The organism is Arthrobacter sp. UYCu511 (genome assembly GCF_040547105.1).
Classification (GTDB): domain Bacteria; phylum Actinomycetota; class Actinomycetes; order Actinomycetales; family Micrococcaceae; genus Specibacter; species Specibacter psychrochitiniphilus.
Genome location: NZ_JBEPPB010000010.1, coordinates 69,377 through 89,678 on the forward strand (window position 1 = coordinate 69,377; position 20,302 = coordinate 89,678).

Here is a 20,302-nt window from a genome sequence, read left to right on the forward strand (position 1 = left end):
CAGGGAGCTACCAACTTTTGGAGCTTCCGGCGGGGACTCTTTTCGCTTGCTCCAACCATTGGCGCGCCCGCCCCCCCACATCCGCGCCCGTACAACCGGGCGCGGATGGGGGAGGCGGGCGCGGATGTTGCGCGGTGGTGTGGGGTCCGGGCGCGGATGTTGGGCGCGGTGGCTACTGCGCCAGTACTTTGCCTAGAACCGGGGTGGATGCGGCCAGCCCCAATCTTACGAGTCCAATTCCGCACGCCAGTACCCCTGCGATGACCACGAGCGAGAGTGGCGCAAAAATCAATGCGGCACCGGTCAGCGGGAACAGCAGGATCACAGCCAGCGCGGCGGATCCAACAGTGACCAGCCGAACCGGTGACATCACGGCCCGCTTGCGTGCAGCATCCATGACGGAGCGTGGCATGCCCAGCCGGTCCAGGCTCACATATAGCTCGCGCCGGTCCAGCACAGCAGCGGCCTGGTTGACGCCGGCGCTGGCAGCCACCAGCAGGAATGACGCCACCACCGTAATGAGTACGCCTGTGCGCATGTCGCCGGTCAGGTACATTTCTGCGGGGTTGCTGCTCTCGCCCGCCGCGGAAATCAGCGCCAACCCCGTCCCGGCGATCACGGCGATGAAGCTCGTCATGGATAGCGAGCTAACCTGCCGCCACGCCGCCTTGGGCGATTCCAGCACGGTCCGCGCGGCCAGCAGCTTCACGGGAGTTTGCGCCCTGCGCAGCCCAATTCCTGCCAGCCACTTGAGCACAAACGGTCCCATGAGATTCAGCACCGCCAGCCCGCCGGCAAAACCTCCGCAGACCGAGACCACCACGATGGCCAGCGAGGGGCTGGACATGGCAGTACTCATCACCGCATATAGTACGACGGCGGCCACACCCCCAAGCGCCAACCGGAGCCAGTGCACTGTGGGCGCGTTTTGCCTCGTGCGCACACCCAACGGGGAGAGCACCACTTGGCGCAGCCCCACCGCGGCGCTTACTGCGGCCAACAGGATCAGGGCCGCGGCAGCAATCACCAGCACGTTCGCGGGGAGCCACAGCTTATCTAACCCCAAGGCTTGGCCTTGGAAGGGGATCAGCGCAATGGCGGGCAGGGCGGCAACGTACAGCACAACCCCGGCCAGCACCCCCACACAAGCGATGACGGTGGATTCCACAATTGTCATGACGGATACCAGTGCCGCAGTGGCACCCAGGAGCAGTAGTGTGGAGAGGCGTTCGTCGCGGCGCCGGGCTGAGAGCCGGGCGGCCGAACCGCCCAGCGTGAGGATGGGCAACACCATGAGGGACACTGCCAGCGCGGCCAGCATTTGGTAGGCGCCGGCGGTACCGAACTCATCGTCCTGTGCGGGGTTGGTGAAAAAGCTGAGCCCGCCTGCCAAAACAATCAGCAACAGGGCAGTGACCAGGGCGAATGCGACGGCGGGCAGGGCGATGACGGCCTTGCTGCCGGAGGAGGGGCGGGAGGTCAGCCACAGGATGGAAAACGTTGATTTCATTTTGTTCACGGCTGGCCCGCCCAGTTCTGGTTCTGCATGAACGTGCTGCCATCCTGTGTGGAAACCGGGTGTGCAACAGGTGGGGGAGTGGCATCCGGGTGGGCAGCCGGCGCAAGGGAGATGACGCCGTCGTGCATGTAAAGCGTGCGGGAGCAACGGGCGGCAACGGTGGGATCGTGCGTGACCAGGACCAAGGTATTGCCTCGCCCTGCCGTCGCGGCGAGCAGTGCGCTCATGACGTTGGCGGAAGTGTGCGAGTCGAGGGCGCCGGTGGGTTCGTCGGCAAACACGATCCGGGCACCGGTGACTTGGGCGCGGACAATGGCAACGCGCTGGGCCTGGCCGCCGGAGAGTTCACCGATGCGGCGTGCCTCCATGCCGGCCAAACCCAAGTGGGCCAGCCAACCGGCCGACTGCGCCTCCGCGTCGCGCCGGGGCACGCCATTGAGCATCAGGGCCAGGGCCACGTTTTCAATGGCCGTCAGCTCCGGGATAAGGAGGCCGGCTTGGAACACGAAACCGAACGCCTCACGCCGCAGCTTGGACCGTTGGGTTTCATTCAGGGCGCTCACCTCGGTGCCGGCATAGTTCACGGAGCCGGCGTCGGGGGAGGTGATACCGGCCAGCGTGTGCAGCAAGGTGGTCTTGCCGGAGCCGGACGCGCCCATGATGGCCACGGATTCGCCGGCGGCAATGTCTAGGTCCACGTTGTTCAAGGCAATGCCGTCGCCGTAGCGCTTGGACAGGGAGCGTGCGCTCAAGATTGTTGTGTTCATGCTTCAACTTTGTCGTGGATGCTCGGATGATTCATCGGGCCGTGGTGGGTAAAACGGAAGCGCTCGCTCCACCCATGGTGGGAGTTGCCAGCCCGCACAGCCCACGCAAAGCGGCGCCGGTGTTCGCTGGGAGTAAAGAATCGACCAAGAAAATTCCGTCCCTGCGCTGCCACGAACTAAGCTGATGGGGTAGGCCAAGGACGACGCTGCAGCACCTGCCCCGACTCGGGGCAGTGGTGCCGCGCGAACCATCCGTCCATGACACAAAGGACAGCAGTGGAAAATTCAGCACTGAATATTGTCGTACTGGTCAAATATGTGCCAGATGCGCAATTTGACCGTCAGCTCTCCGGAGCTGCTCACGCGCTAGATCGCAGTGAGAGCATCCTTTCCGAACTCGATGAATATGCCTTGGAAGCAGCGCTTGCGCTGACCGATGCACGGGGTGGAGTTAAGGGTGGAAACACTGTTACGGCGCTCACCGTTGGGCCGGCATCGGCTGCTGTGGCAGTGAAGAAGTCGCTGCAGATCGGGGCAACACAGGGAATGCATGTGTGCGATGATGCACTCGCAGGCTCCGATGCCTGGGCAACCTCCCTGGTTTTGGCGGCCGCCATCAAGTCCTTGGGGCCGGTTGACATGGTCATTACGGGCATGGCGTCCACCGACGGTGAGACCTCCATTGTTCCGGCGCAGCTTTCGGCGCGTCTGGGCCTGCCGCAGATCACCTTCGCTTCGGCGTTGGAGGTTGACGGGAACACTGTCACCGCCCGCCGCGACGGCGATGAATTCTCTGAGGAAATTCAGGCCACCCTCCCGGCGCTGGTTTCGGTGACCGATCAGGCCAACGATCCCCGCTACCCCAACTTCAAGGGCATTCTTGCTGCGAAGAAGAAGAAGGTGACCACGGTGTCCCTGGCGGATCTTGGGATCTCGGCGGACGCCGTTGGACATGCCGGATCTTTGACCAAGGTGACGGCGGCTGCTGAGCGCCCTGCGCGCTCAGCTGGCACCATCATCACCGATGCGGGCGATGCCGGCATCCAGCTCGTTGACTTCCTGGCCGCTGCGAAACTGATCTAAGGAACCCATTTTATGAGTGCAATTGTTGTTTACATTGATCAGCTGGATGCTCCGGGCAAACTTTCCACCACCGTCCGCCAGCTGCTGACCTTGGCCCGCGGCGCCGGCGAGCCGGTGGCCGTGGTGGCCGGGCCTGTCGCTGCCGACGTGCTGGCAGATCTGGGCGTTTATGGCGTGACCCGCGTGCTCCACTCCGAGCAGGCCGAGCTGGGCCAGTACCTGGTGGCGCCCAAGGCCGATCTACTCGCCCAGGCCGCAGCAGCCGTTTCCGCCAGCGCCGTGCTGGTCGACAACGGCGCCGCGGGCAAGGAGATCGCTGCACGCACCGCCGTGGCCCTGAACGCTGGCGTCATCACCGATGCTGTCTCCGTGACGTACGACGGCGGTACCTTGGTTGCGCACAAATCGATCCTTGCCGGGTCCTGGACTGTGCAGGCGCAGGCGGTTTCTGCCGTGTCCGTCATCAGCGTCAAGGCTCACAGTGTTGAGGCTGGCGCTGCGGCTGAGGCAACGTCCCCGGCCGTCGAGGCAGTGGACGTGGCTTTCGCACCGGCAAGTCTGGGTGCGCGTGTTGTTTCACGCACCCCGCGCGCAGCCTCTGGCCGACCCGAGCTGGAGGATGCACGCATCATTGTGGCCGGTGGCCGCGGCGTGGACGGTGACTTTAGCCCGATCGAGGAACTAGCGGATGTGCTGGGCGCAGCCGTGGGCGCCTCACGTGCCGCCACTGACGCGGGCTGGATCTCGCACGCCTCGCAGGTGGGCCAGACCGGGAAGAAGGTGTCCCCGCAGCTGTACATTTCGGTGGGCATTTCCGGAGCCATCCAGCAGAAGGCCGGCATGCAGACCTCGAAGCTGATTGTGGCCGTGAATAAGGACTCCGAGTCGCCGATCTTTGAGATTGCCGACTTCGGCATTGTGGGCGACCTCTTCAAGGTGCTCCCGCAGGCCGTGGAAGAGATCAAGAAGCGCCGCGCCTAGCTGCCGCGTCCCGGGGCGCATGCTCCTTGCCAGCACACCGGGAAATGCCGCCGTTTGACGTAAACGCCAGGGCTCAAACCCTGGCATTTACGTCAAACGGCGGCATTTTTGCTTTCCAAATATGACCTTCTTGGCCAAAACCACCGCAAGTTGGCCACCTGGGAACGGAAGGGGCTGCTGGTTCGAGTGCGGCGGGGAATTTATGTGGATTCCGCACAGTGGGGCACACTATCGGCCAGAGAACGCTACGGGGTCATCAGACACATTGGTTCATGAACGGAAGGCATTTTGCGGTGTGGGCCGTTTCTGGTCACAGACAAGCTCAGCACCACCATGGAGCTCATAGACACCTTGGCCTTTCCCTATGCTGTTGCTGTCTGTGACTCAAGCCTGCATCCTCCCGGTAACTCGTGGAATAGAAACATCTTTCGCACGCCCAATTCGCCGCCCTTTGACCAATGGCCGGCATGGGCTCCGGAGGTGCCCCAAGGAATGCCATTGACAGTGGAGGAATTGCGGACCGCGGCATTCCAGCTGCATAGTAGGGCTGCTCAACAAAGAACATTGAAGGTCATTGAATTTGCTTCGGCCTTATCCGGCTCGGCCGGGGAGTCACTAAGCCGGGTAAAGATGTTCCAACTGGGGTTTCCCATCCCGATTCTGCAGAAGTCGTTTGTGCTCCGAAATGGAAAGAAGGCAAAAGCAGACTTCTGGTTCCAGGAGCAACGGATCGTTGGAGAGTTTGATGGGCGGGGCACGTATCTCCGTGCCAATTGGGGTGGTGGGCTCACCCTGCAGGAGCGAATCATGGCTGAAAAGGTGCGTGAAAACCAGATCCGGTCACAGGGCGTGGGATTCGCCAGATGGGACTGGAAGGAACTCATGAACACGGAGACATTTGCGAGAATTTTGCGCCAGGCAGGGCTGCGCCAGAGCCGGCCCATGACAGGGCCATGGGGCATTTACTGAAATGCTGCGGAAACTAGGTGCGGGGGACCGATGCCGTGGCGATCATGGCGTCCGAATTCATCTCAATTCGAGGGCCCACGGACTTAATGAAGTCGCGCCGGACGCGGGCGATTGCTTCAGGGTCGCGGGGCAGCAAAGTGCGCCATCCACTGCCCATGACAAGGTTCCACGCCATGGCATCGTCCACGGTCAGGGTCAAGGGGTGCAAAGAAACGGAGACGTCTTCAAAGCCCCGCTGATCCAGCCAGGCGGTGAACTTTTCCACTGAGTTAATACGGGCCATGTTCTGATTAGGCAACGGAACCACACCAGCCAAGCGGGGACGTTCCTTGATGGCAGCCTCCAGGATGCGGGCGGCGAATGGTTCCAGCGCTCCCTCGATCCAACTACTCATGACTATGCGACCGCCCGGACGCAGCATGGAGGCCAGGTGTTCCACACCGGCTTCCATATCGGCGAAGAAGAACATGCTGTACGAGCACAGGACGGCGTCGAAGGTGCGGTGCCCGCGCCATTCGGTGACGTCGGCCTCGGTCAAAGTGGTGTTGAGGATGCCGCGTTCGCCCAGATTTGCCGCGGCGATCCGCAGCAGCCCGGTGGAGAGGTCAACGCCGTCGACCGTTCCTGTGGGGCCCACAGCCAAGGCGGCCGGGAGGGTTGCCGCTCCGGTTCCACAACACGCGTCAAGGACCTTCTCACCGGGTGCCAGGACGGCGGCGGCTGCCACATCGCGGCCCATAGGGTCCCAGAGCTTGTCCGCCCAGGCCTCAAATTGCAGGGCTCCGTCGGTGAACGCCAGGCCAGGATCGCGAGCGGACATGCGTACCTCCAGTGGATCGAAAGAATCAGTAAAAGTTCTATGGTGCAGCTGTCGGGGAGTCCGGCAGCGGATCAGGGCTAGGCCTGGATTTGCGCGCCAGCGAATCCGTTTTGGCGCCAGGCTTCAAAGACTGCAATGGAGGCGGCGTTGGCCAAATTCAGGGAGCGCAGGGCCGGCAACATGGGCAAACGGACGCGGGCCGTGATGTGCGGATCGGCCTTGACGTCCTCGGGAAGACCGTCAGATTCGCGACCAAACATCAACACATCTCCCGGCTGGTAGGCGATGTCCGTGTAGCTGGCTTCGCCGTCTGAGGTGAAGGCGAAAACTCGTTCAGGGGCAAGCGCGGTCCACGCTGCTTCGAGGGATGTGTGGACTGTGACAACGGCGAGATCATGGTAATCCAGGCCGGCACGGCGCAATTTGGCGTCGGAAAAGTCGAATCCCAACGGCTCCACTAGGTGCAGTTCGGAGCCGGTAATGGCGGCTAATCGGATGGCATTGCCAGTGTTGCCAGGGATCTCGGGCGTCAGGAAGAGGATGCGAAACACGTATTTCATACTACCGCCCGGGGCCGGCGTGGACTGACCCGCGCACCTAGTTTCACTTGCGGGGTTGGGCCAGCAGGGGCGGGCGGCTAGTACATGCCACCAATGAGCCGGTCCAGAACGTGCAAATCCACCACGTTGGGGGAGGGCCCGGAGCTTAGAAACTGTTTGACCTCGCGCACAAACCGGGCTGCATTGGCAACGTTGAGTGCGTTGGAGCCGTCCGGTTCGGTGCCGCGGGCGTAGTCGATGACAGGCTCAAACAGGTTTCCGGTGTTGCTATGTACACAGACCCAGGCAGTGACGTTGCACTCCGGGAACAGTTCTTGGAACACCCGGGCGGCGGCGATCAGTTGTGGCGGCGAGGCCACTTTGCTGCCGTGGAGCAGCACGTTGCCATCCCAGCGGAACGCCCCTTCCGGCACCAGCATGGAACCAATGATGGCGATCCGGTAGCCGGAGACCAGAACATGATCCAAGTAACCGTTGCTGTGTGGAGCGCTCAAGCCGTTGATGAGCCTGGCGGCCGGAATAGCCGGCTGGATCTGCTGCATGATGAGCTGGGCCGTGCGGGCCTCGCGGGCCAGCCGGGACGCGGCACCGAAAACGCCACGCTTGCGGGGTGCACCATGGACGGGCTGGGCTGCTGTGGGGCGGGGCATGATGGGGGATTCCCCGGGTGCCAGGTCCTCAAATGCCGGAACATATACCGCCGGATCTCCGGCAGTAGTGCGCTGCTTCTGTTGACGCTGCGCCGTGAATCCACTGAATCCGCCAGTGCTCCCAGAAGTTCCCCGGTAGCTCTCGCGTGCTTGTGCGTGGGTGCTGGCTTTAGAGGCAGGCGAGAACGAAGGCCCAGTTGCGCCGTAGGACGTGTCGTACGCACTGCGTTTGTCCGGATTAGCCAAAACTTCATAGGCCTGCGTGATTTGCCGGAACATGGCAGGATCTCCGCCCCGATCAGGATGCGCAATCCGGGCGGCCTTACGGTAGGCGATTTTGATATCGCGTTCAGTGGCAGTGCGCGGCAGTCCAAGGACTTGGTAATGCGTGAGGAACTTCTCGCTCACTGGTGGCCTTTCGCTAGCCCGGTTAAGCCAAAAGAACAGTCTAACTGCCCACACCGGAGGACCAATTTATCTTATATCGGTGCAGTGATCGGTACAGTGGGGTTGTGATTCTTAGAACTCAAAAGTGGGGGACGGTGGCAACCGCTGCCCTGCTGCTCGCTGCCCTGTCCGGTTGCACCATTGCCATTCCAGAGCCGGCGCCCACTGACGTGGAAACCACGGTGGCCCCCACCTACGCCCCGCCCTCCGTGCTGGCAGGCCACGATGCTGGCGCCGTTGCCGCCGCGCCCATGACCTTTGAAGCAGGTAAAACGCTGCAGTTTGGTGAACCGGTGAGCTTCGCCGATGCACTGGGCCAGCCCACCGAAGGTTCTATGAGCACGCCTGGGCCGCCGGAATGGAAACTACTCAAAAACAATGTGGCAGGCCAGAGTCAATACAGCAACGCGGGCGGCTGCTTGCTGGCGTATTGGACCACGAGCAACCAGGGACCGCTCATTGAAGCAGGCGACGACAAAACCTCCACCACCGAGCTCATGAAGTACTTGATCCCGTCCGTGACGGAGTCCTCACTGCATGAAACCACGCTGCCGTGGGCTGGGGAGCCAGGGGCGAAGAACCCGGGCATTTCCTTCCTGGCGTTCAACACTAAGGCCGCGAAGGACGTCATGGCCAGCACTCTCTGGGCGCGGTTGCTCGGTAATGCAGACACCGGTCTGGTGGCCACGCTGGCCTGCCCCACGGACGCGCTGCTCACGGCAACCACCCCGAAAATGATGGCGAAATTGTCGGTGGCTCCGCCGTCGAACTAGGGCGCACCTCGAGGTAAGCATTGCCCTCTACCGCGTTTTCGGCCAGAGTGGGCCCATGACCCAGTTTCAGATCAATAAGACTGATCCGGCACGCACTCGGCTCATCGAGCTGACTCCTGCGGACTATGCGGCAACCATGGGCGAGGGTGATGTTTTGGTGCGGGTGGACCGCTTCGGGCTGTCCTCGAACAACATCACCTACGTGGTACTCGGTGACCGCATGGACTATTGGCAGTTCTTCCCCGCCGCCCCAGAGCCAGGGGACGATGCCGCGGGTGCTGACGGGTGGGGTTTGATGCCGGTGTGGGGCTTTGGGGAGGTAGTGGAGTCCCGGTGCGCCAATCTGGAGGTAGGCGAGCGGCTATTCGGCTACTTCCCTCCGGCCACGCATCTGCTCATGCACCCCGACGCCGCACGCCCTGCAGTGAGCCCGGTTGTTGACGTCTCTGCGCACCGTGCGGAGCTTCCGCCCACCTATAACACGTACCAGCGGGTGTTGCAGGAACCGGACTACGATCCGGCCGATGACGATCTACGAATATTGCTGAACCCGTTGCAGACCACCGCCTGGGCGCTCCGTGAACAACTGCGGGACGCCGCATGGTTCGCGGCGGAGCAGGTGGTCATCGTCTCGGCGTCCTCCAAGACCGGCATAGGCCTGGCCCGGGCGCTGAAACAGGATGAGAGTGCTCCTGCGATCATTGGGATTACAGCACCCAAGAACCGCGACTTCGTCATGGGGCTCGGGCTCTACGACCAGGTTGTGAGCTACGACGAGATCGAGGAATCGCTCTCCCACCGGCCCAGCGCCGTCGTCGACATGGCAGGTAGCGGCGATGTGCTCGGCCGAGTGCATCGCCACCTCGGGGACGCAATGCTCCACTCAATCAACGTGGGCCTGACGCACTGGGACCAGGCCGGTGGTGGGACAGGCATTATTCGTGAACGCAGCGAGATGTTCTTTGCCCCCGGGGTTTTCCAGAAACGGATGAAGCAGTGGGGTGCCGCAGAGTTCAACCGGGTGACCCAGGAGTTCCTGCGCAGTGCCTTTGCCGAGAGCAAGGGCTGGCTCACGATTGAGCCCATGAACGGACTCGTTGGCTTGGACGCGGGGTACGCCCTGGTTCGGGAAGGGCAGCTGGCTCCGGGTAGCGCGATCGTCGTGGCACCCTAAAAACCCCTAAAGCGGCTCTTGGGAACGCGCGAGAAGGTGCAGCCGGGCAGACTAGCCGGCGGGCCTGACGTAGCGCAGGAACAGCATGGAATCGGCCTTCAAGATCCTGGCCAGCTCCATGCTGTGGGCAGCCTCCCCGGCCGCGCCGTGCGCAATTCGGCGGGCCGATCCGCCCACCAGCAGCGGCGAGAGGGTCAAGTTCAGCTCATCCACCCGGTTGGCCGCGGCGAAACTTCCCAACAGTGTGGGCCCACCCTCGGAATGGATGTTCTTGTAACCGCGCTCGTTCAGCTCACCGATGAGCCGGTCCACGTCCAGGGCCTCTTCCCCGACATTGAGAACGTCGGCCACCTCCGTCAATGCCGACCGCCGCTCCTGCGATGCCGATGAGATGGTCAAAACCAGGGGACGCACGGGTGCCTTAGTGAACACTTCTAGGCTGGGATCCAAGTTCAGGGAACCGGAGACAATGGCCAGCGGAGGGTGCGGTGCCAGCCAATTCTGGTGCCGCCATGCCTGGGCCGCCGGACTCAGCAGTTCCCCGCCATAGCCTTCGGCACGGATGGTCTGGGCGCCCACCACAATGACGTCCGCGCTCTGGCGCAGCAGCGAGAACACGCGCTGGTCCCACGCATTTCCGAGCTGGCCCGAGAGCCCCTCCATGGATGCGGCACCGTCAATGCTGGCGATGAAGTTGAAGCTGACCCACGGCCGGTTGCTTTTCCGGTTCTCCGGCGGAGCCGCCAGCAGTTCCGCTTCCAGCGCCGCCGAAGAGAGTACGGCGGGCTCGGGGAAGATCCGTTCCATGGTGGCTGGCTCCTTTAGTTGTTGCGCGTTTAGTTGCTGCGCCTTCAGTTGCTGCGCGTTTAGTTGCTGTGCGGGGTGGTGTGTTCCGCGTGGGCGGGTTCGTTGATCTGGCCCATGTTGTGTTTCAAGTAGGCAGGGGAGCGCCACCCCATGACAGCCTCGGTCATGCGGATGGCGGAACTGGAGGCCGCCACGTTGTGCATGCGCAGAATCCGGGCCCCGCCCAAAATACAGATCACCCCGGAGGCAATGGAACCCTCCAACCGCTCAGACTTGGTCTGGTTGAGTGTCTCGCCAATGAAGTCCTTATTGGACACGGCCGCCAGGGTGGGGAAGCCCAACGCCGCAATTTCATTGAAGCGGCGCGTGATTTCCAGTGTGTGCAGCGTGTTCTTGTTTAGATCGTGGCCGGGGTCGATGATGATTTTCTCCGCCGGAACACCCAGCGACAGCGCCAACTCCACCTTCTCCGAGAGGAACGCCGCAACCTCGGTCACCACGTCATCATAATGCGGACGTGGGTACACGGTGCGCGGGGCGGCGAGCGAATGCGTGATGACCAAATGGGCACCGTACTCAGCCACCACCCTGGCAATGTCCGGGTTGGATAAACCCGTGGTGTCATTGATGACGTTGGCGCCTGCCGCAATGCTGCGCGCAGCAACCTCGGGCAGGAATGTGTCCACCGAGATGATCACGTCGCTGGCTCCAGCAACGGCGGCAATGACCGGCACCACCCTGTCACCCTCTTCCTCGGCACCCAGCGCCGGCCCCGGCGCAAACGGGACACCACCAATGTCAACCCAGTCTGCGCCGTTCTCCACCGCAGCAAGGGACGCCGCAACTGCCGCATCCAGCGCAAACGTGGACCCGCCGTCGTAAAAGGAGTCAGGAGTGCGGTTCACGATCGCCATGAGCGCCACCTGGCGGCTGAAGTCGATGGTGCGCGGGCCAAAGTGGTGGACCGGGTGGAGCAGCGGCGGGGTGTAGAACGGGGCAGCGTTGCCCATGGTGGTGGAAGAGGTCCTCATACCCTCCATCAAATAGCCTCGAGCGGGGTTTGCGGGTCAGCCAGCTTGGCCGTGTCGATGGTGCGGCCGGAGGAGATGAGCGCCTTGATGGCATCTTGGACGTCCCAAATGTTCACGTTCATGCCCGCCACCACACGGCCCTCAAGCACCCAGAACGCAATGAATTCTCGCTTTTCCAGGTCGCCGCGGATCACCACTTCTGCATCTTTGGTCAGTGCCCCGAAGCCGGAGTACTCCATGCCGAGGTCAAATTGGTCGGTGTAGAAGTAGGGGATGTCATCGAGCACGGCGTCCTTGCCCAGCATGGACTTGGCCGCCACCTTGCCGCTGGCAATGGCGTTGGCCCAGTGCTCGGAGCGGGCGTGCATGCCGGTCACCGGGTGCATGGCGTTGGCCACGTCACCGGCTGCGAACACATCCGCCGCCGAGGTGTGCAGGGAGGCGTCCACCTCGATGCCGTTGTTGATGGTGAGCCCGGCGCCCTTGGCCAGGGAGATGTTCGGGACTACCCCCACGGCCACAATGACAATATCGGCAGGCAGGGTGACACCGGTGGTGGTCAGGACGGAGGTGACACGCCCATCGGAGCCCTGAATTTCGGCGGCACTGGCGGGCAGCTCAAACTGCACACCGGCCTCCTTGTGCCGGTTGGTGAACACGGTGCCCAGTTGCGCTCCGATCGCCACGGACAGCGGCACCTCCTCGAGCCCCATGAGCGCCACCTTGTTGCCCAGCTCGGTGGCCGTGGCAGCAATTTCCATGCCAATCCAGCCGGAGCCGATCATGACCACATTCTTGCCACCCCCGGTGAGCAGCTCCTTCATGGCAACGCTGTCTGCCTTGGTCCGGAACGTGTAAACACCCTTAAGTTCGACGCCGGGGAAAGGGATACGGCGCGGGGCGGCACCTGTTGCGATGAGCGCCTTGGCATACGAAAGAACGGTTCCGTCAGCCAGTGTGACGGTGTGGGCGGCCGGGTCCAGCGCAGTGGCGGCAGTGCCGGTGCGTAGGGTGACATTGTTCTCCGGGTACCAGTTCGCAGGCAGCGGCAGCAGGGCGTCTTCGCCCTCCTTGCCGGCCAAAAATCCCTTGGACAGCGGCGGGCGCTGGTACGGGATCTCGGCTTCGTCGGCCACGATGGTGATGGCCCCGTCCCACCCTTCCTTCCGCAGAGACTCCGCAGCGGTGGCGGCTGTGAGTCCGCCGCCAATGATGACCATGCCGGGGGCTGCTGTGTCCTCGGCGCCGTTCGTGGCTGCTGTGCTGGTGCTCTGACTCATGATCGAAACTCTTTCCACTGGAAATTCGGTGTTTCTGTTATTTGGTGAGGAAAAATGTCAGTGCGGGAACTGCCTTTGCAAGGGGCCGTCCTCGTGCAATAGCCCCGTAAAGACCGAGGTGCGGGTCAAGGTGCCAGCGGTCTGTACACCGCGCAATGACATGCACATGTGCTCGGCTTCCATGACCACGCCAACCCCGCGCGGAGCCAAGGTGTCCTCGAGCCAGTCGGCGACTTGCTGGGTGAGGCGCTCCTGGACCTGAAAATCGCGGGAGAAGAGTTCCACGCCGCGGGCCAGTTTGGACAGGCCAAACAGCCGATCGCCGGGCAGGTAACCCACATGGGCCACGCCACGGAAGGGGAGCAGGTGGTGCTGGCACAGTGAATGGAACGGGATGGCTTTGACCAGAACCAGGCCCTGGTAACCATCGTCGTTGGGGAACGTGGTCCAGGACGTCTCGCGGGGTGTGAGCATTTCCGCGTAGGCACCAGCCACCCGGCGGGGAGTGTCAAGCAGGTGCGGGCTGGTCTCGTCCCGGCCCAATGCACGCAGAAATTCGGCAATGGCTGCCTGGGCGCGGGGCAGATCAATTCCGGGTACGGCCAGAATTTCCGTCTCATCCAAGGTAAGAATGTCAGGCAACGCCGTGCTGGTAATCGTCATGTCCAACCCTTTCTAAAGCTTGTATTATTGACTTTAGAAGTGCAGACTCGAAGCGTCAAGTAAACGCGTAATAATCCACACTTAGTGTCAACGGACGGAAAGCGCAAGGCCCCAGGCCATGGAAGAATTTGTACAACCCAACGGCAAGCCGATTATCAGCAAGGAACAGGCAGAGATGACAACCGCCCTGCGCTCCGGACTCAACGACGGCGAACGGCTGCGTGCGGTGGCTGCGCTGGGGGACCCTGTGCGTCGCAAGCTCTTTGAAATGGTGCGCGACGCTTCCGCGCCGCTGAGCCGGGATGACTGTGCCCAGGCGTTGGGCCTGCCCAAGAGCACGGTGCGGCTGCAATTGGACCGGCTCGTGGAGGAAAAGCTGCTCAGCGTTCAGTACCGCAAACTGGGTGCGAAAACGGGGCCGGGATCCGGCCGGCCCAGCAAGCTATATGCCGTGGCACAGGCTGAGATCAGCGCCTCTGTTCCGCCGCGGCATTACGATCTAGCGGCCGCGCTGCTCGCATCCGCCGTGCAACGGGCCATCGATTTCGGCGAGAATGTGGCTGATTCCATGGCCGCCGTGGCGTACGAGGAGGGCCGCCGGCTCGGCATGGAGGGCGGTGACATCCTCCAGTTGCTACTGAATGCCGGCTACAGCCCTGAGCCCGACGGGCAGGGTGGCACCATCATGGCCAATTGCCCCTTCCACCGGCTTTCGCAGGATCACACGGGTGTGGTGTGCTCGCTCAACGGCTCCCTGCTGGCCGGTGCGCTGGAGGGTTGCGCGGACGACCGCCACGCCTTGGCCCCGGACGCCGAAATCTCCCACTGCTGCGCCCGGTTGGTCCTGAAGCATTAGCTTTCCACCATCCCCACTTTCGCTGCCTCGGATTTGACTGCCTAGGCGTTGGTAATGTGGGCCCATGGAACAAGTTGACGGAAGTGATGGGCAGTGGATCGCCGACGCGTTGGAACGCTACCTGAACAAGGAGCTCTGGGATCAATGGATTGGCACGGTTGCCACCACCATTCCGGATAGCTTTCAGGCGTACGCCCGGATCCTGCACCGGGTCAGCGGCAACACCACGCCGGAGGTGCGGTGGACAGATGTCGCCGCGGCGAAAGGGACCACCGTCCACCCCGCCGTCCAGTTCCACCGGCTGGCGCAGACGGAGCTTTACGGCAACGCGGTGCTTGAGGGTGCACCCTACGGGCGGCCGGACCAAGGAGAGCTCGACCAGACCCAACTGGTGGCCTTGGCTGAAATATTGGCCGGGCACACGGCTGCCGGGCAGGACGTTTTCCAAGCCGTATGGGTTGGTTGGGGGAGCTTCGCGCCTGGCGACGGCGGCATTCCGGACGGCGCAGGCGAGCGGCTCAGAGTGGCTGGCGGGTTGCGCGAATACTGGGTTTTCCGCGGCGCCATGGCAGAGCTGGCCTGCCCACCCTGGAGCGAGGAGGAAGGTGGGACGCACCGCGAGACTCCCAATCTGGCTTGGCCGGTTGGCCGGAGCTGGTGCCTGGCCACGGAGATCGACTTTGATTCCACCTTGGTGGGCGGGAGCGCAGAGTTGATTGCCGCCGTCGTCAATTCACCGGTACTGGAGGCGCTCCAGGTGAGCCCCGCCACCAACCTCAGCTCTGAAGGTGACGTGATCAACGCCCCACGCCAGTGAGTGCGTCTGTGCCGTAGAATTATCAAGTGCCCGTGTATCTAGATCACGCGGCGACCACGCCTATTTCGGCCCCGGCCCTCGCCGCACTCACTTCCGTTATTGCCCGTAGCGGCAATCCGTCCTCCCTTCATGGAGCCGGCCGCCGCGCCCGCGCCACTGTGGAAGCCTCCCGCGAAACCATCGCCAAGGCTGCTGGCGCCCACCCCACGGAGGTCATTTTCACCTCCGGTGGGACCGAGGCGGACAACCTCGCTGTGAAGGGCCTATTCTGGGCCCGCAATGCTGCCGAGCCCGCCCGCACCCGCATCCTGGTCTCCGCCATTGAGCACGCCGCCGTGGCGGACACCGTGGAATGGCTGGAAAAGCACGAAGGCGCCGAAGCGATCTGGCTGCCGGTCGATGCCACCGGCACGCTCAGCCTTGCCGCACTGGAAAAAGAATTGTCCGACGGCGGAGCGGACTCGGTCGCGCTGCTGACCTGCATGTGGGCCAACAATGAGGTGGGCACCATCCAGCCCATCGCCGAGGTGGTTGCGCTTGCCGACAAGTACGGCATCCCGGTGCATTCGGACGCCGTCCAGGCGTTCGGCTCCGTGCCCGTGAACTTCCGTAACTCCGGCCTGGCGGCCATGTCCATCAGCGGGCACAAGATTGGCGGCCCCGTGGGTGTTGGCGCCCTGCTGCTGGGCCGGGCCGTAAAGCTCACCCCTGTTTTGCATGGTGGCGGGCAGGAACGTGGCGTCCGCTCCGGCACCCTGGACACGGCCGGGATTGCCGCCTTTGCCGCGGCCGCAGCCGATGTCACCTCCCATCTAGAGTCTGAGAGCGTCCGTATTTCAGAACTCCGGGACGCCATCATCGTCGCAGTCCGTGAAGCCATTCCCGAGGCGGTGCTGCGCGGGATTGACCCGGCCGTGGCGCCGGATAAAAGACTGCCCGGCAACGCCCACTTCACGTTCCCCGGTTGTGAAGGGGACTCCCTGCTGTTCCTGCTGGACATGGCAGGCATTGAATCCTCCACAGGCTCGGCCTGCACCGCAGGAGTCCCCCGCCCCTCGCACGTCTTGTTGGCCATGGGACTAGATGAGGACACCGCACGTGGCGCACAGCGCTTTAGTTTGGGGCATACATCGGCGCCGTCCGACGTTGAGACTTTTGTTGCCGCTCTGCCAGAGGCACATGCGCGCGCAAAAAAAGCAGGTATGGCCGGGCACGCCTCATCCATTCAGACAGCAAGCACCCGCTAAGGGTGCCGGCGCAACAATCTTCAGCGGTACACAGCAAGTGAAAGGCAAGTAATGCGAGTATTGGCAGCCATGAGTGGCGGAGTTGACTCCGCCGTAGCCGCGGCACGTGCAGTAGATGCCGGGCACGACGTCGTCGGCGTGCACCTGGCGCTCTCCCGCATGCCCGGAACCCTACGCACCGGCAGCCGCGGCTGCTGCACCGTGGAGGATTCCAACGATGCCTGGCGGGCCTGCGATCTGCTCGGCATCCCGTACTACGTGTGGGACTTCTCCGAACGTTTCAAGGAGGATGTGGTCCAGGACTTCATCGACGAATACGCCGCCGGACGCACCCCCAATCCCTGCATGCGCTGCAACGAGAGGATCAAATTCGCGGCCCTTCTGGAGAAGGCCATCGCGCTGGGCTTCGATGCTGTCTGCACGGGCCACTACGCCAAGGTCATCACCGATGCAGACGGCAACCCGGAGCTGCACCGTGCTGCTGACTGGGCCAAGGACCAGAGCTATGTACTGGGGGTGTTGACTCATGAGCAGCTCAAGCACTCCATGTTCCCCCTGGCCGATACCCCGTCCAAGGCCGAGGTTCGCGCCGAAGCTGAGGCCCGCGGCCTGTCCGTGGCCAAGAAGCCGGACAGCCACGATATCTGCTTCATCCCGGACGGCGACACCGCCGGCTGGCTGGTTGAGAAGATCGAGATGACCGACGGGGACGTTGTTGACGAAACCGGCGCGAAAGTGGGCGGCCACACCGGCTCCAACCAGTTCACAGTAGGTCAGCGCCGCGGTCTGAAGTTGGGCACGCCTGCCGCCGACGGTAAGCCCCGCTTCGTGTTGGAAATCCGGCCCAAGGAGAACAAGGTTATTGTGGGCCCGCACGCCCTGCTGGCTATTGATTCCATCCAGGGCATCAAGGTTTCCTGGGCCGGGCTGCCCATCGCCGAGGTAGCTACCGGCGAAGAGTTTGATTGCTACGCCCAGGTTCGTGCCCATGGTGACCCCGTGCCGGCCCGCGCCTTTATCACAGAAGAAACGGACGACGGCGGCACCCGCCAGCAGTTGCATGTCACCTTGGTGGAGCCGCTACGCGGGGTGGCGCCGGGGCAGACCATTGTGCTGTACCAGGGATCCCGTGTGCTGGGTCAAGCAACCATCGACACGGCAAGGTCCTTGGCCCGCCCGGACCTCCCCTAAGCCCCCTCCCATCGCGCCCTCACTTTAGGGGGTTTTTGGGCAAACGGTCCCGCACTTTCATAAAAAGCGTTCGCTAAAACACGCCCGAAAGTGAGGGAGCATTTGTAGTGGTGGGAGAGGGGTTGCGGGGCTGGCGTAAGCTTCCTTCTAAGGTGACTTGGCTCACGGAAGGTTGACACGATGCCCCCGCATACAATTCCCAACCCGCTGCAACACTTAGAAGGCGCGCTGAATCAGTGCGCAGAAGTTATCAGCGCCATCTCGGCCAACCAAGCGGACTGGCCCACGCCTTGCGCTGATTGGTCCGTGCAGGATCTCCTGCATCATCTAGTGGTTCAGGATTTGCCTAAATTCACCATTATGGCCCGGGGTACCCACATTGACCCGATGGCCTCAGATGCCACAGTGGGAGCTGATTGGTCCACTCGCTTTAGCGACGGCGCCGTCTTACTCATGCGCGCCTGGGCAACGGCGGATCTCAGCACTCAGGTGGCGCTCCCGGGTGGTGGTGAGGCGCCCCTGCGCAGCCGGATAGGACTGCAGATCACAGAATTCACCGTCCATACCTGGGACTTGCTCAAGGCAACAGGCGTCCCTGTGATTCTGGATCCGGTACTGGCTGAACAATCGCTGGCCTGGTCCCAACGGATGCTCAAGCTTGAGCATCGAGGAACCGACAGGGGCATTGGTGTGGAGGTCCGCGTCCCCATAGCCTCCGATTCCTACACCCAGCTTGCCGGCTGGTTTGGGCGCAGCCCCTACTTCCGGGCGGGCCCGCGCGCAGAATCCTTCAGCCAGCCCTAAGGGCCGGCACATCCATGAGAGTAACAACGTCGTTACTCTTTGGTAACCTTCTGGTTGCAACTGACCTTTCGATGCAAGTCCGCGCGTGCAAATCTGATAAAGATTGACTATCAGGGAAGTGGGCATCGTCACACAACGTAATGTGGCGGCGCCCACCTTATCGCACAAGAGAAAGTTTGCTGATGGCTAAGAATAAATTTGGACTGAGTTCGGTGATTGCCGTTGCTGGCGTCTCCGTTCTCGCCATGACGGCATGCACGGGTCCTTCAGGCGGAAGCGACTCAGGTGGCAACGGTGCCGCCGGAGCCCCCGTTATTGTGGGCACCACGGACAAGATCACCTTTCTGGACCCCGCCGGATCCTATGACAATGGTTCGTTCATGGTCATGAACCAGATTTACCCGTTTGTGTTGAACTCCGAACCGGGCAGCGCCGATCCCAAGCCGGACTTGGCCGAATCAGCCGAGTTCACCTCTCCTACGGAATACACCGTGAAGTTGAAGGCAGGCCTGAAGTGGGCCAACGGAACCGAGCTGGATTCAAAGGACGTTAAGTTCTCCTTTGACCGTCAGATCAAGATCAACGATGTCAACGGCCCGTCCTCGCTCTTGGGTAACTTGGCTAGCGTGGAAGCTCCGGATGCCACCACCGTGGTGTTCAAGCTCAAGGTTGGCAACGATCAGACCTTCCCCCAGGTTTTGACCAGCCCGGCCGGTCCCATTGTTGATGACAGCGTCTTTAGTGCAGATTCCATCACCACCGATGATGACATCATCAAGGGCAAGGCCTTCGCTGGCCAGTTCAGCATCGATTCTTTTAAGAAGAACGAGCTCATCGCCTTCAAGAAGAACCCCGATTACAAGGGCCTGTTGGGCCCGGCCAAGTCTGATTCGGTGACGATGAAGTACTTCGCTGACTCCAACAACATGAAGCTTGAAGTTCAGAAGGGCAGCATTGATGTTGCTTGGCGTTCACTGACGGCAACTGACATTGAGAGCCTCAAGACCGATAAGAACCTCAAGGTTGATATTGGCCCCGGTGGCGAAATTCGCTACATCGTGTTCAACTTCGACACCATGCCCTTCGGTGCCAAGACCCCTGATGCTGATGCAGCGAAGTCCTTGGCCGTGCGCCAGGCCATGGCCGATTCCATTGATCGGGCCAAGATTGCTGACCAGGTTTACAAGGGCACCTACCTGCCCCTGTACTCTCCAGTTCCCGCCGGTTTCACCGGTGCCATCGAGCCCTTGAAGGGCATGTACGGCGACGGAAACGGTGGTCCCGATGTTGCTAAGGCTGCCAAGGCCCTGGCCGACGCCGGTGTCCCGACTCCGGTGACCTTGGATCTGCAGTACAACGGTGACCACTACGGCTCATCCTCAGGAGATGAGTACGCAGCGATCAAGTCACAGCTTGAAAACACCAAGCTGTTCAAGGTCAACCTGCAGCAAACTGAGTGGGTTTCCTACGCCAAACAGCGCACCGAGGATGCCTACCCCATGTACCAGCTGGGTTGGTTCCCTGATTACTCTGATGCTGATAACTACCTCACTCCGTTCTTCGGCGATAACAACTTCCTGTCTAACCACTACGACAACCCCGAAGTGCGCAAGTTGATCACCGAGCAGGTCACCACCAATGATCCCGCCAAGCGGACCAAGATGATCGAAGAGATTCAGACCACGGAATCCAAGGACCTCTCCACTTTGCCGTTGCTGCAGGGTGCTCAGGTTGCGGTTTCCGGTGCAGCTGTCAACGGCACCAAGGACACTCTGGACGCTTCCTTCAAGTTCCGTCTGGGAGTTTTGTCCAAGTAAGGGAGCTTCGGTAATTACCGAAACATCTATCACTGCGCAGTGGGCG

At 62.1% G+C, this 20,302-nt stretch carries 20 protein-coding genes; 11 read left to right on the forward strand and 9 right to left on the reverse strand.

The features are described from left to right. Positions 1-172 precede the first annotated feature (172 nt). On the reverse strand, positions 173-1,510 hold the full coding sequence (locus ABIB48_RS13675; RefSeq protein ID WP_354213390.1) for a permease: 1,338 nt from the start codon (positions 1,508-1,510) through the stop codon (positions 173-175). Positions 1,511-1,515: 5 nt separating this feature from the next. Then, on the reverse strand, positions 1,516-2,286 hold the full coding sequence (locus ABIB48_RS13680; RefSeq protein WP_110107062.1) for an ABC transporter ATP-binding protein: 771 nt from the start codon (positions 2,284-2,286) through the stop codon (positions 1,516-1,518). Between the two features lie 258 nt (positions 2,287-2,544). On the opposite strand from ABIB48_RS13680, the gene ABIB48_RS13685 reads away from it, so the two are divergent. From ABIB48_RS13685 to ABIB48_RS13695, 3 genes are all read left to right on the forward strand, one after another. After that, the gene (locus ABIB48_RS13685; protein ID WP_354213338.1) at positions 2,545-3,369 is read left to right on the forward strand and encodes an electron transfer flavoprotein subunit beta/FixA family protein; all 825 of its coding nucleotides are present in this window, start codon (positions 2,545-2,547) and stop codon (positions 3,367-3,369) included. A 12-nt stretch (positions 3,370-3,381) separates the two neighbouring features. Continuing rightward, a complete protein-coding gene (locus tag ABIB48_RS13690; protein WP_315912971.1) occupies positions 3,382-4,350 on the forward strand; it encodes an electron transfer flavoprotein subunit alpha/FixB family protein in 969 nt (322 codons plus the stop codon). A gap of 492 nt (positions 4,351-4,842) precedes the next feature. Further along, positions 4,843-5,319, forward strand: a complete 477-nt coding sequence (locus ABIB48_RS13695; protein WP_354213339.1) for a hypothetical protein — start codon at positions 4,843-4,845, stop codon at positions 5,317-5,319. A gap of 13 nt (positions 5,320-5,332) precedes the next feature. Here ABIB48_RS13695 and ABIB48_RS13700 read toward each other — a convergent pair whose 3' ends face one another. The 3 genes from ABIB48_RS13700 to ABIB48_RS13710 all read right to left on the reverse strand — a co-directional run bounded on the left by ABIB48_RS13700 (position 5,333) and on the right by ABIB48_RS13710 (position 7,757). Next, positions 5,333-6,139 (reverse strand): class I SAM-dependent methyltransferase, encoded by an 807-nt coding sequence (locus ABIB48_RS13700; protein WP_110107065.1) that lies wholly within the window; start codon positions 6,137-6,139, stop codon positions 5,333-5,335. A 77-nt stretch (positions 6,140-6,216) separates the two neighbouring features. Next, positions 6,217-6,690, reverse strand: a complete 474-nt coding sequence (locus tag ABIB48_RS13705) for a tRNA (cytidine(34)-2'-O)-methyltransferase (protein WP_110107066.1) — start codon at positions 6,688-6,690, stop codon at positions 6,217-6,219. Positions 6,691-6,776: 86 nt separating this feature from the next. After that, positions 6,777-7,757 (reverse strand): J domain-containing protein, encoded by a 981-nt coding sequence (locus ABIB48_RS13710; RefSeq protein WP_354213340.1) that lies wholly within the window; start codon positions 7,755-7,757, stop codon positions 6,777-6,779. A 104-nt stretch (positions 7,758-7,861) separates the two neighbouring features. Between ABIB48_RS13710 and ABIB48_RS13715 the strand changes: the two genes are divergently transcribed. Further along, positions 7,862-8,569, forward strand: coding sequence for a hypothetical protein (locus ABIB48_RS13715; protein WP_354213341.1), 708 nt, complete (start codon positions 7,862-7,864; stop codon positions 8,567-8,569). Positions 8,570-8,624: 55 nt separating this feature from the next. Next, positions 8,625-9,743, forward strand: a complete 1,119-nt coding sequence (locus tag ABIB48_RS13720; RefSeq protein WP_354213342.1) for a DUF2855 family protein — start codon at positions 8,625-8,627, stop codon at positions 9,741-9,743. A gap of 51 nt (positions 9,744-9,794) precedes the next feature. Here ABIB48_RS13720 and ABIB48_RS13725 read toward each other — a convergent pair whose 3' ends face one another. The 4 genes from ABIB48_RS13725 to folE are packed head-to-tail and all read right to left on the reverse strand — an operon-like array spanning position 9,795 to position 13,524. Further along, positions 9,795-10,550, reverse strand: a complete 756-nt coding sequence (locus ABIB48_RS13725; RefSeq protein ID WP_354213343.1) for a pyrimidine reductase family protein — start codon at positions 10,548-10,550, stop codon at positions 9,795-9,797. Positions 10,551-10,609: 59 nt separating this feature from the next. Then, the gene (gene folP / locus ABIB48_RS13730) at positions 10,610-11,581 is read right to left on the reverse strand and encodes a dihydropteroate synthase (protein ID WP_354213344.1); all 972 of its coding nucleotides are present in this window, start codon (positions 11,579-11,581) and stop codon (positions 10,610-10,612) included. An 8-nt stretch (positions 11,582-11,589) separates the two neighbouring features. After that, positions 11,590-12,861, reverse strand: coding sequence for an NAD(P)/FAD-dependent oxidoreductase (locus tag ABIB48_RS13735; protein WP_354213345.1), 1,272 nt, complete (start codon positions 12,859-12,861; stop codon positions 11,590-11,592). Positions 12,862-12,918: 57 nt separating this feature from the next. Further along, positions 12,919-13,524 carry a GTP cyclohydrolase I gene (gene folE, locus ABIB48_RS13740; RefSeq protein WP_354213346.1) on the reverse strand — a complete coding sequence of 202 codons (606 nt, stop codon included), beginning with the start codon at positions 13,522-13,524 and terminating at the stop codon, positions 12,919-12,921. A 118-nt stretch (positions 13,525-13,642) separates the two neighbouring features. Between folE and ABIB48_RS13745 the strand changes: the two genes are divergently transcribed. The 6 genes from ABIB48_RS13745 (at position 13,643) to ABIB48_RS13770 (ending at position 20,256) form a co-directional block, all read left to right on the forward strand. After that, a complete protein-coding gene (locus ABIB48_RS13745) occupies positions 13,643-14,380 on the forward strand; it encodes a helix-turn-helix transcriptional regulator (protein ID WP_354213347.1) in 738 nt (245 codons plus the stop codon). A gap of 64 nt (positions 14,381-14,444) precedes the next feature. Further along, positions 14,445-15,197, forward strand: a complete 753-nt coding sequence (locus ABIB48_RS13750) for a hypothetical protein (RefSeq protein WP_354213348.1) — start codon at positions 14,445-14,447, stop codon at positions 15,195-15,197. A 26-nt stretch (positions 15,198-15,223) separates the two neighbouring features. Beyond that, positions 15,224-16,444, forward strand: a complete 1,221-nt coding sequence (locus ABIB48_RS13755; RefSeq protein WP_354213349.1) for a cysteine desulfurase family protein — start codon at positions 15,224-15,226, stop codon at positions 16,442-16,444. Positions 16,445-16,495: 51 nt separating this feature from the next. Beyond that, positions 16,496-17,635: a tRNA 2-thiouridine(34) synthase MnmA gene (gene mnmA, locus ABIB48_RS13760; protein ID WP_354213350.1), complete on the forward strand. Its 1,140-nt coding sequence runs from the start codon at positions 16,496-16,498 to the stop codon at positions 17,633-17,635. A gap of 180 nt (positions 17,636-17,815) precedes the next feature. Further along, a complete protein-coding gene (locus ABIB48_RS13765) occupies positions 17,816-18,439 on the forward strand; it encodes a TIGR03086 family metal-binding protein (RefSeq protein ID WP_110107077.1) in 624 nt (207 codons plus the stop codon). 182 nt (positions 18,440-18,621) lie between these two features. Beyond that, complete coding sequence (locus tag ABIB48_RS13770; RefSeq protein WP_110107078.1) at positions 18,622-20,256, forward strand: ABC transporter substrate-binding protein; 1,635 nt, start codon at positions 18,622-18,624, stop codon at positions 20,254-20,256. Positions 20,257-20,302 lie beyond the last annotated feature (46 nt).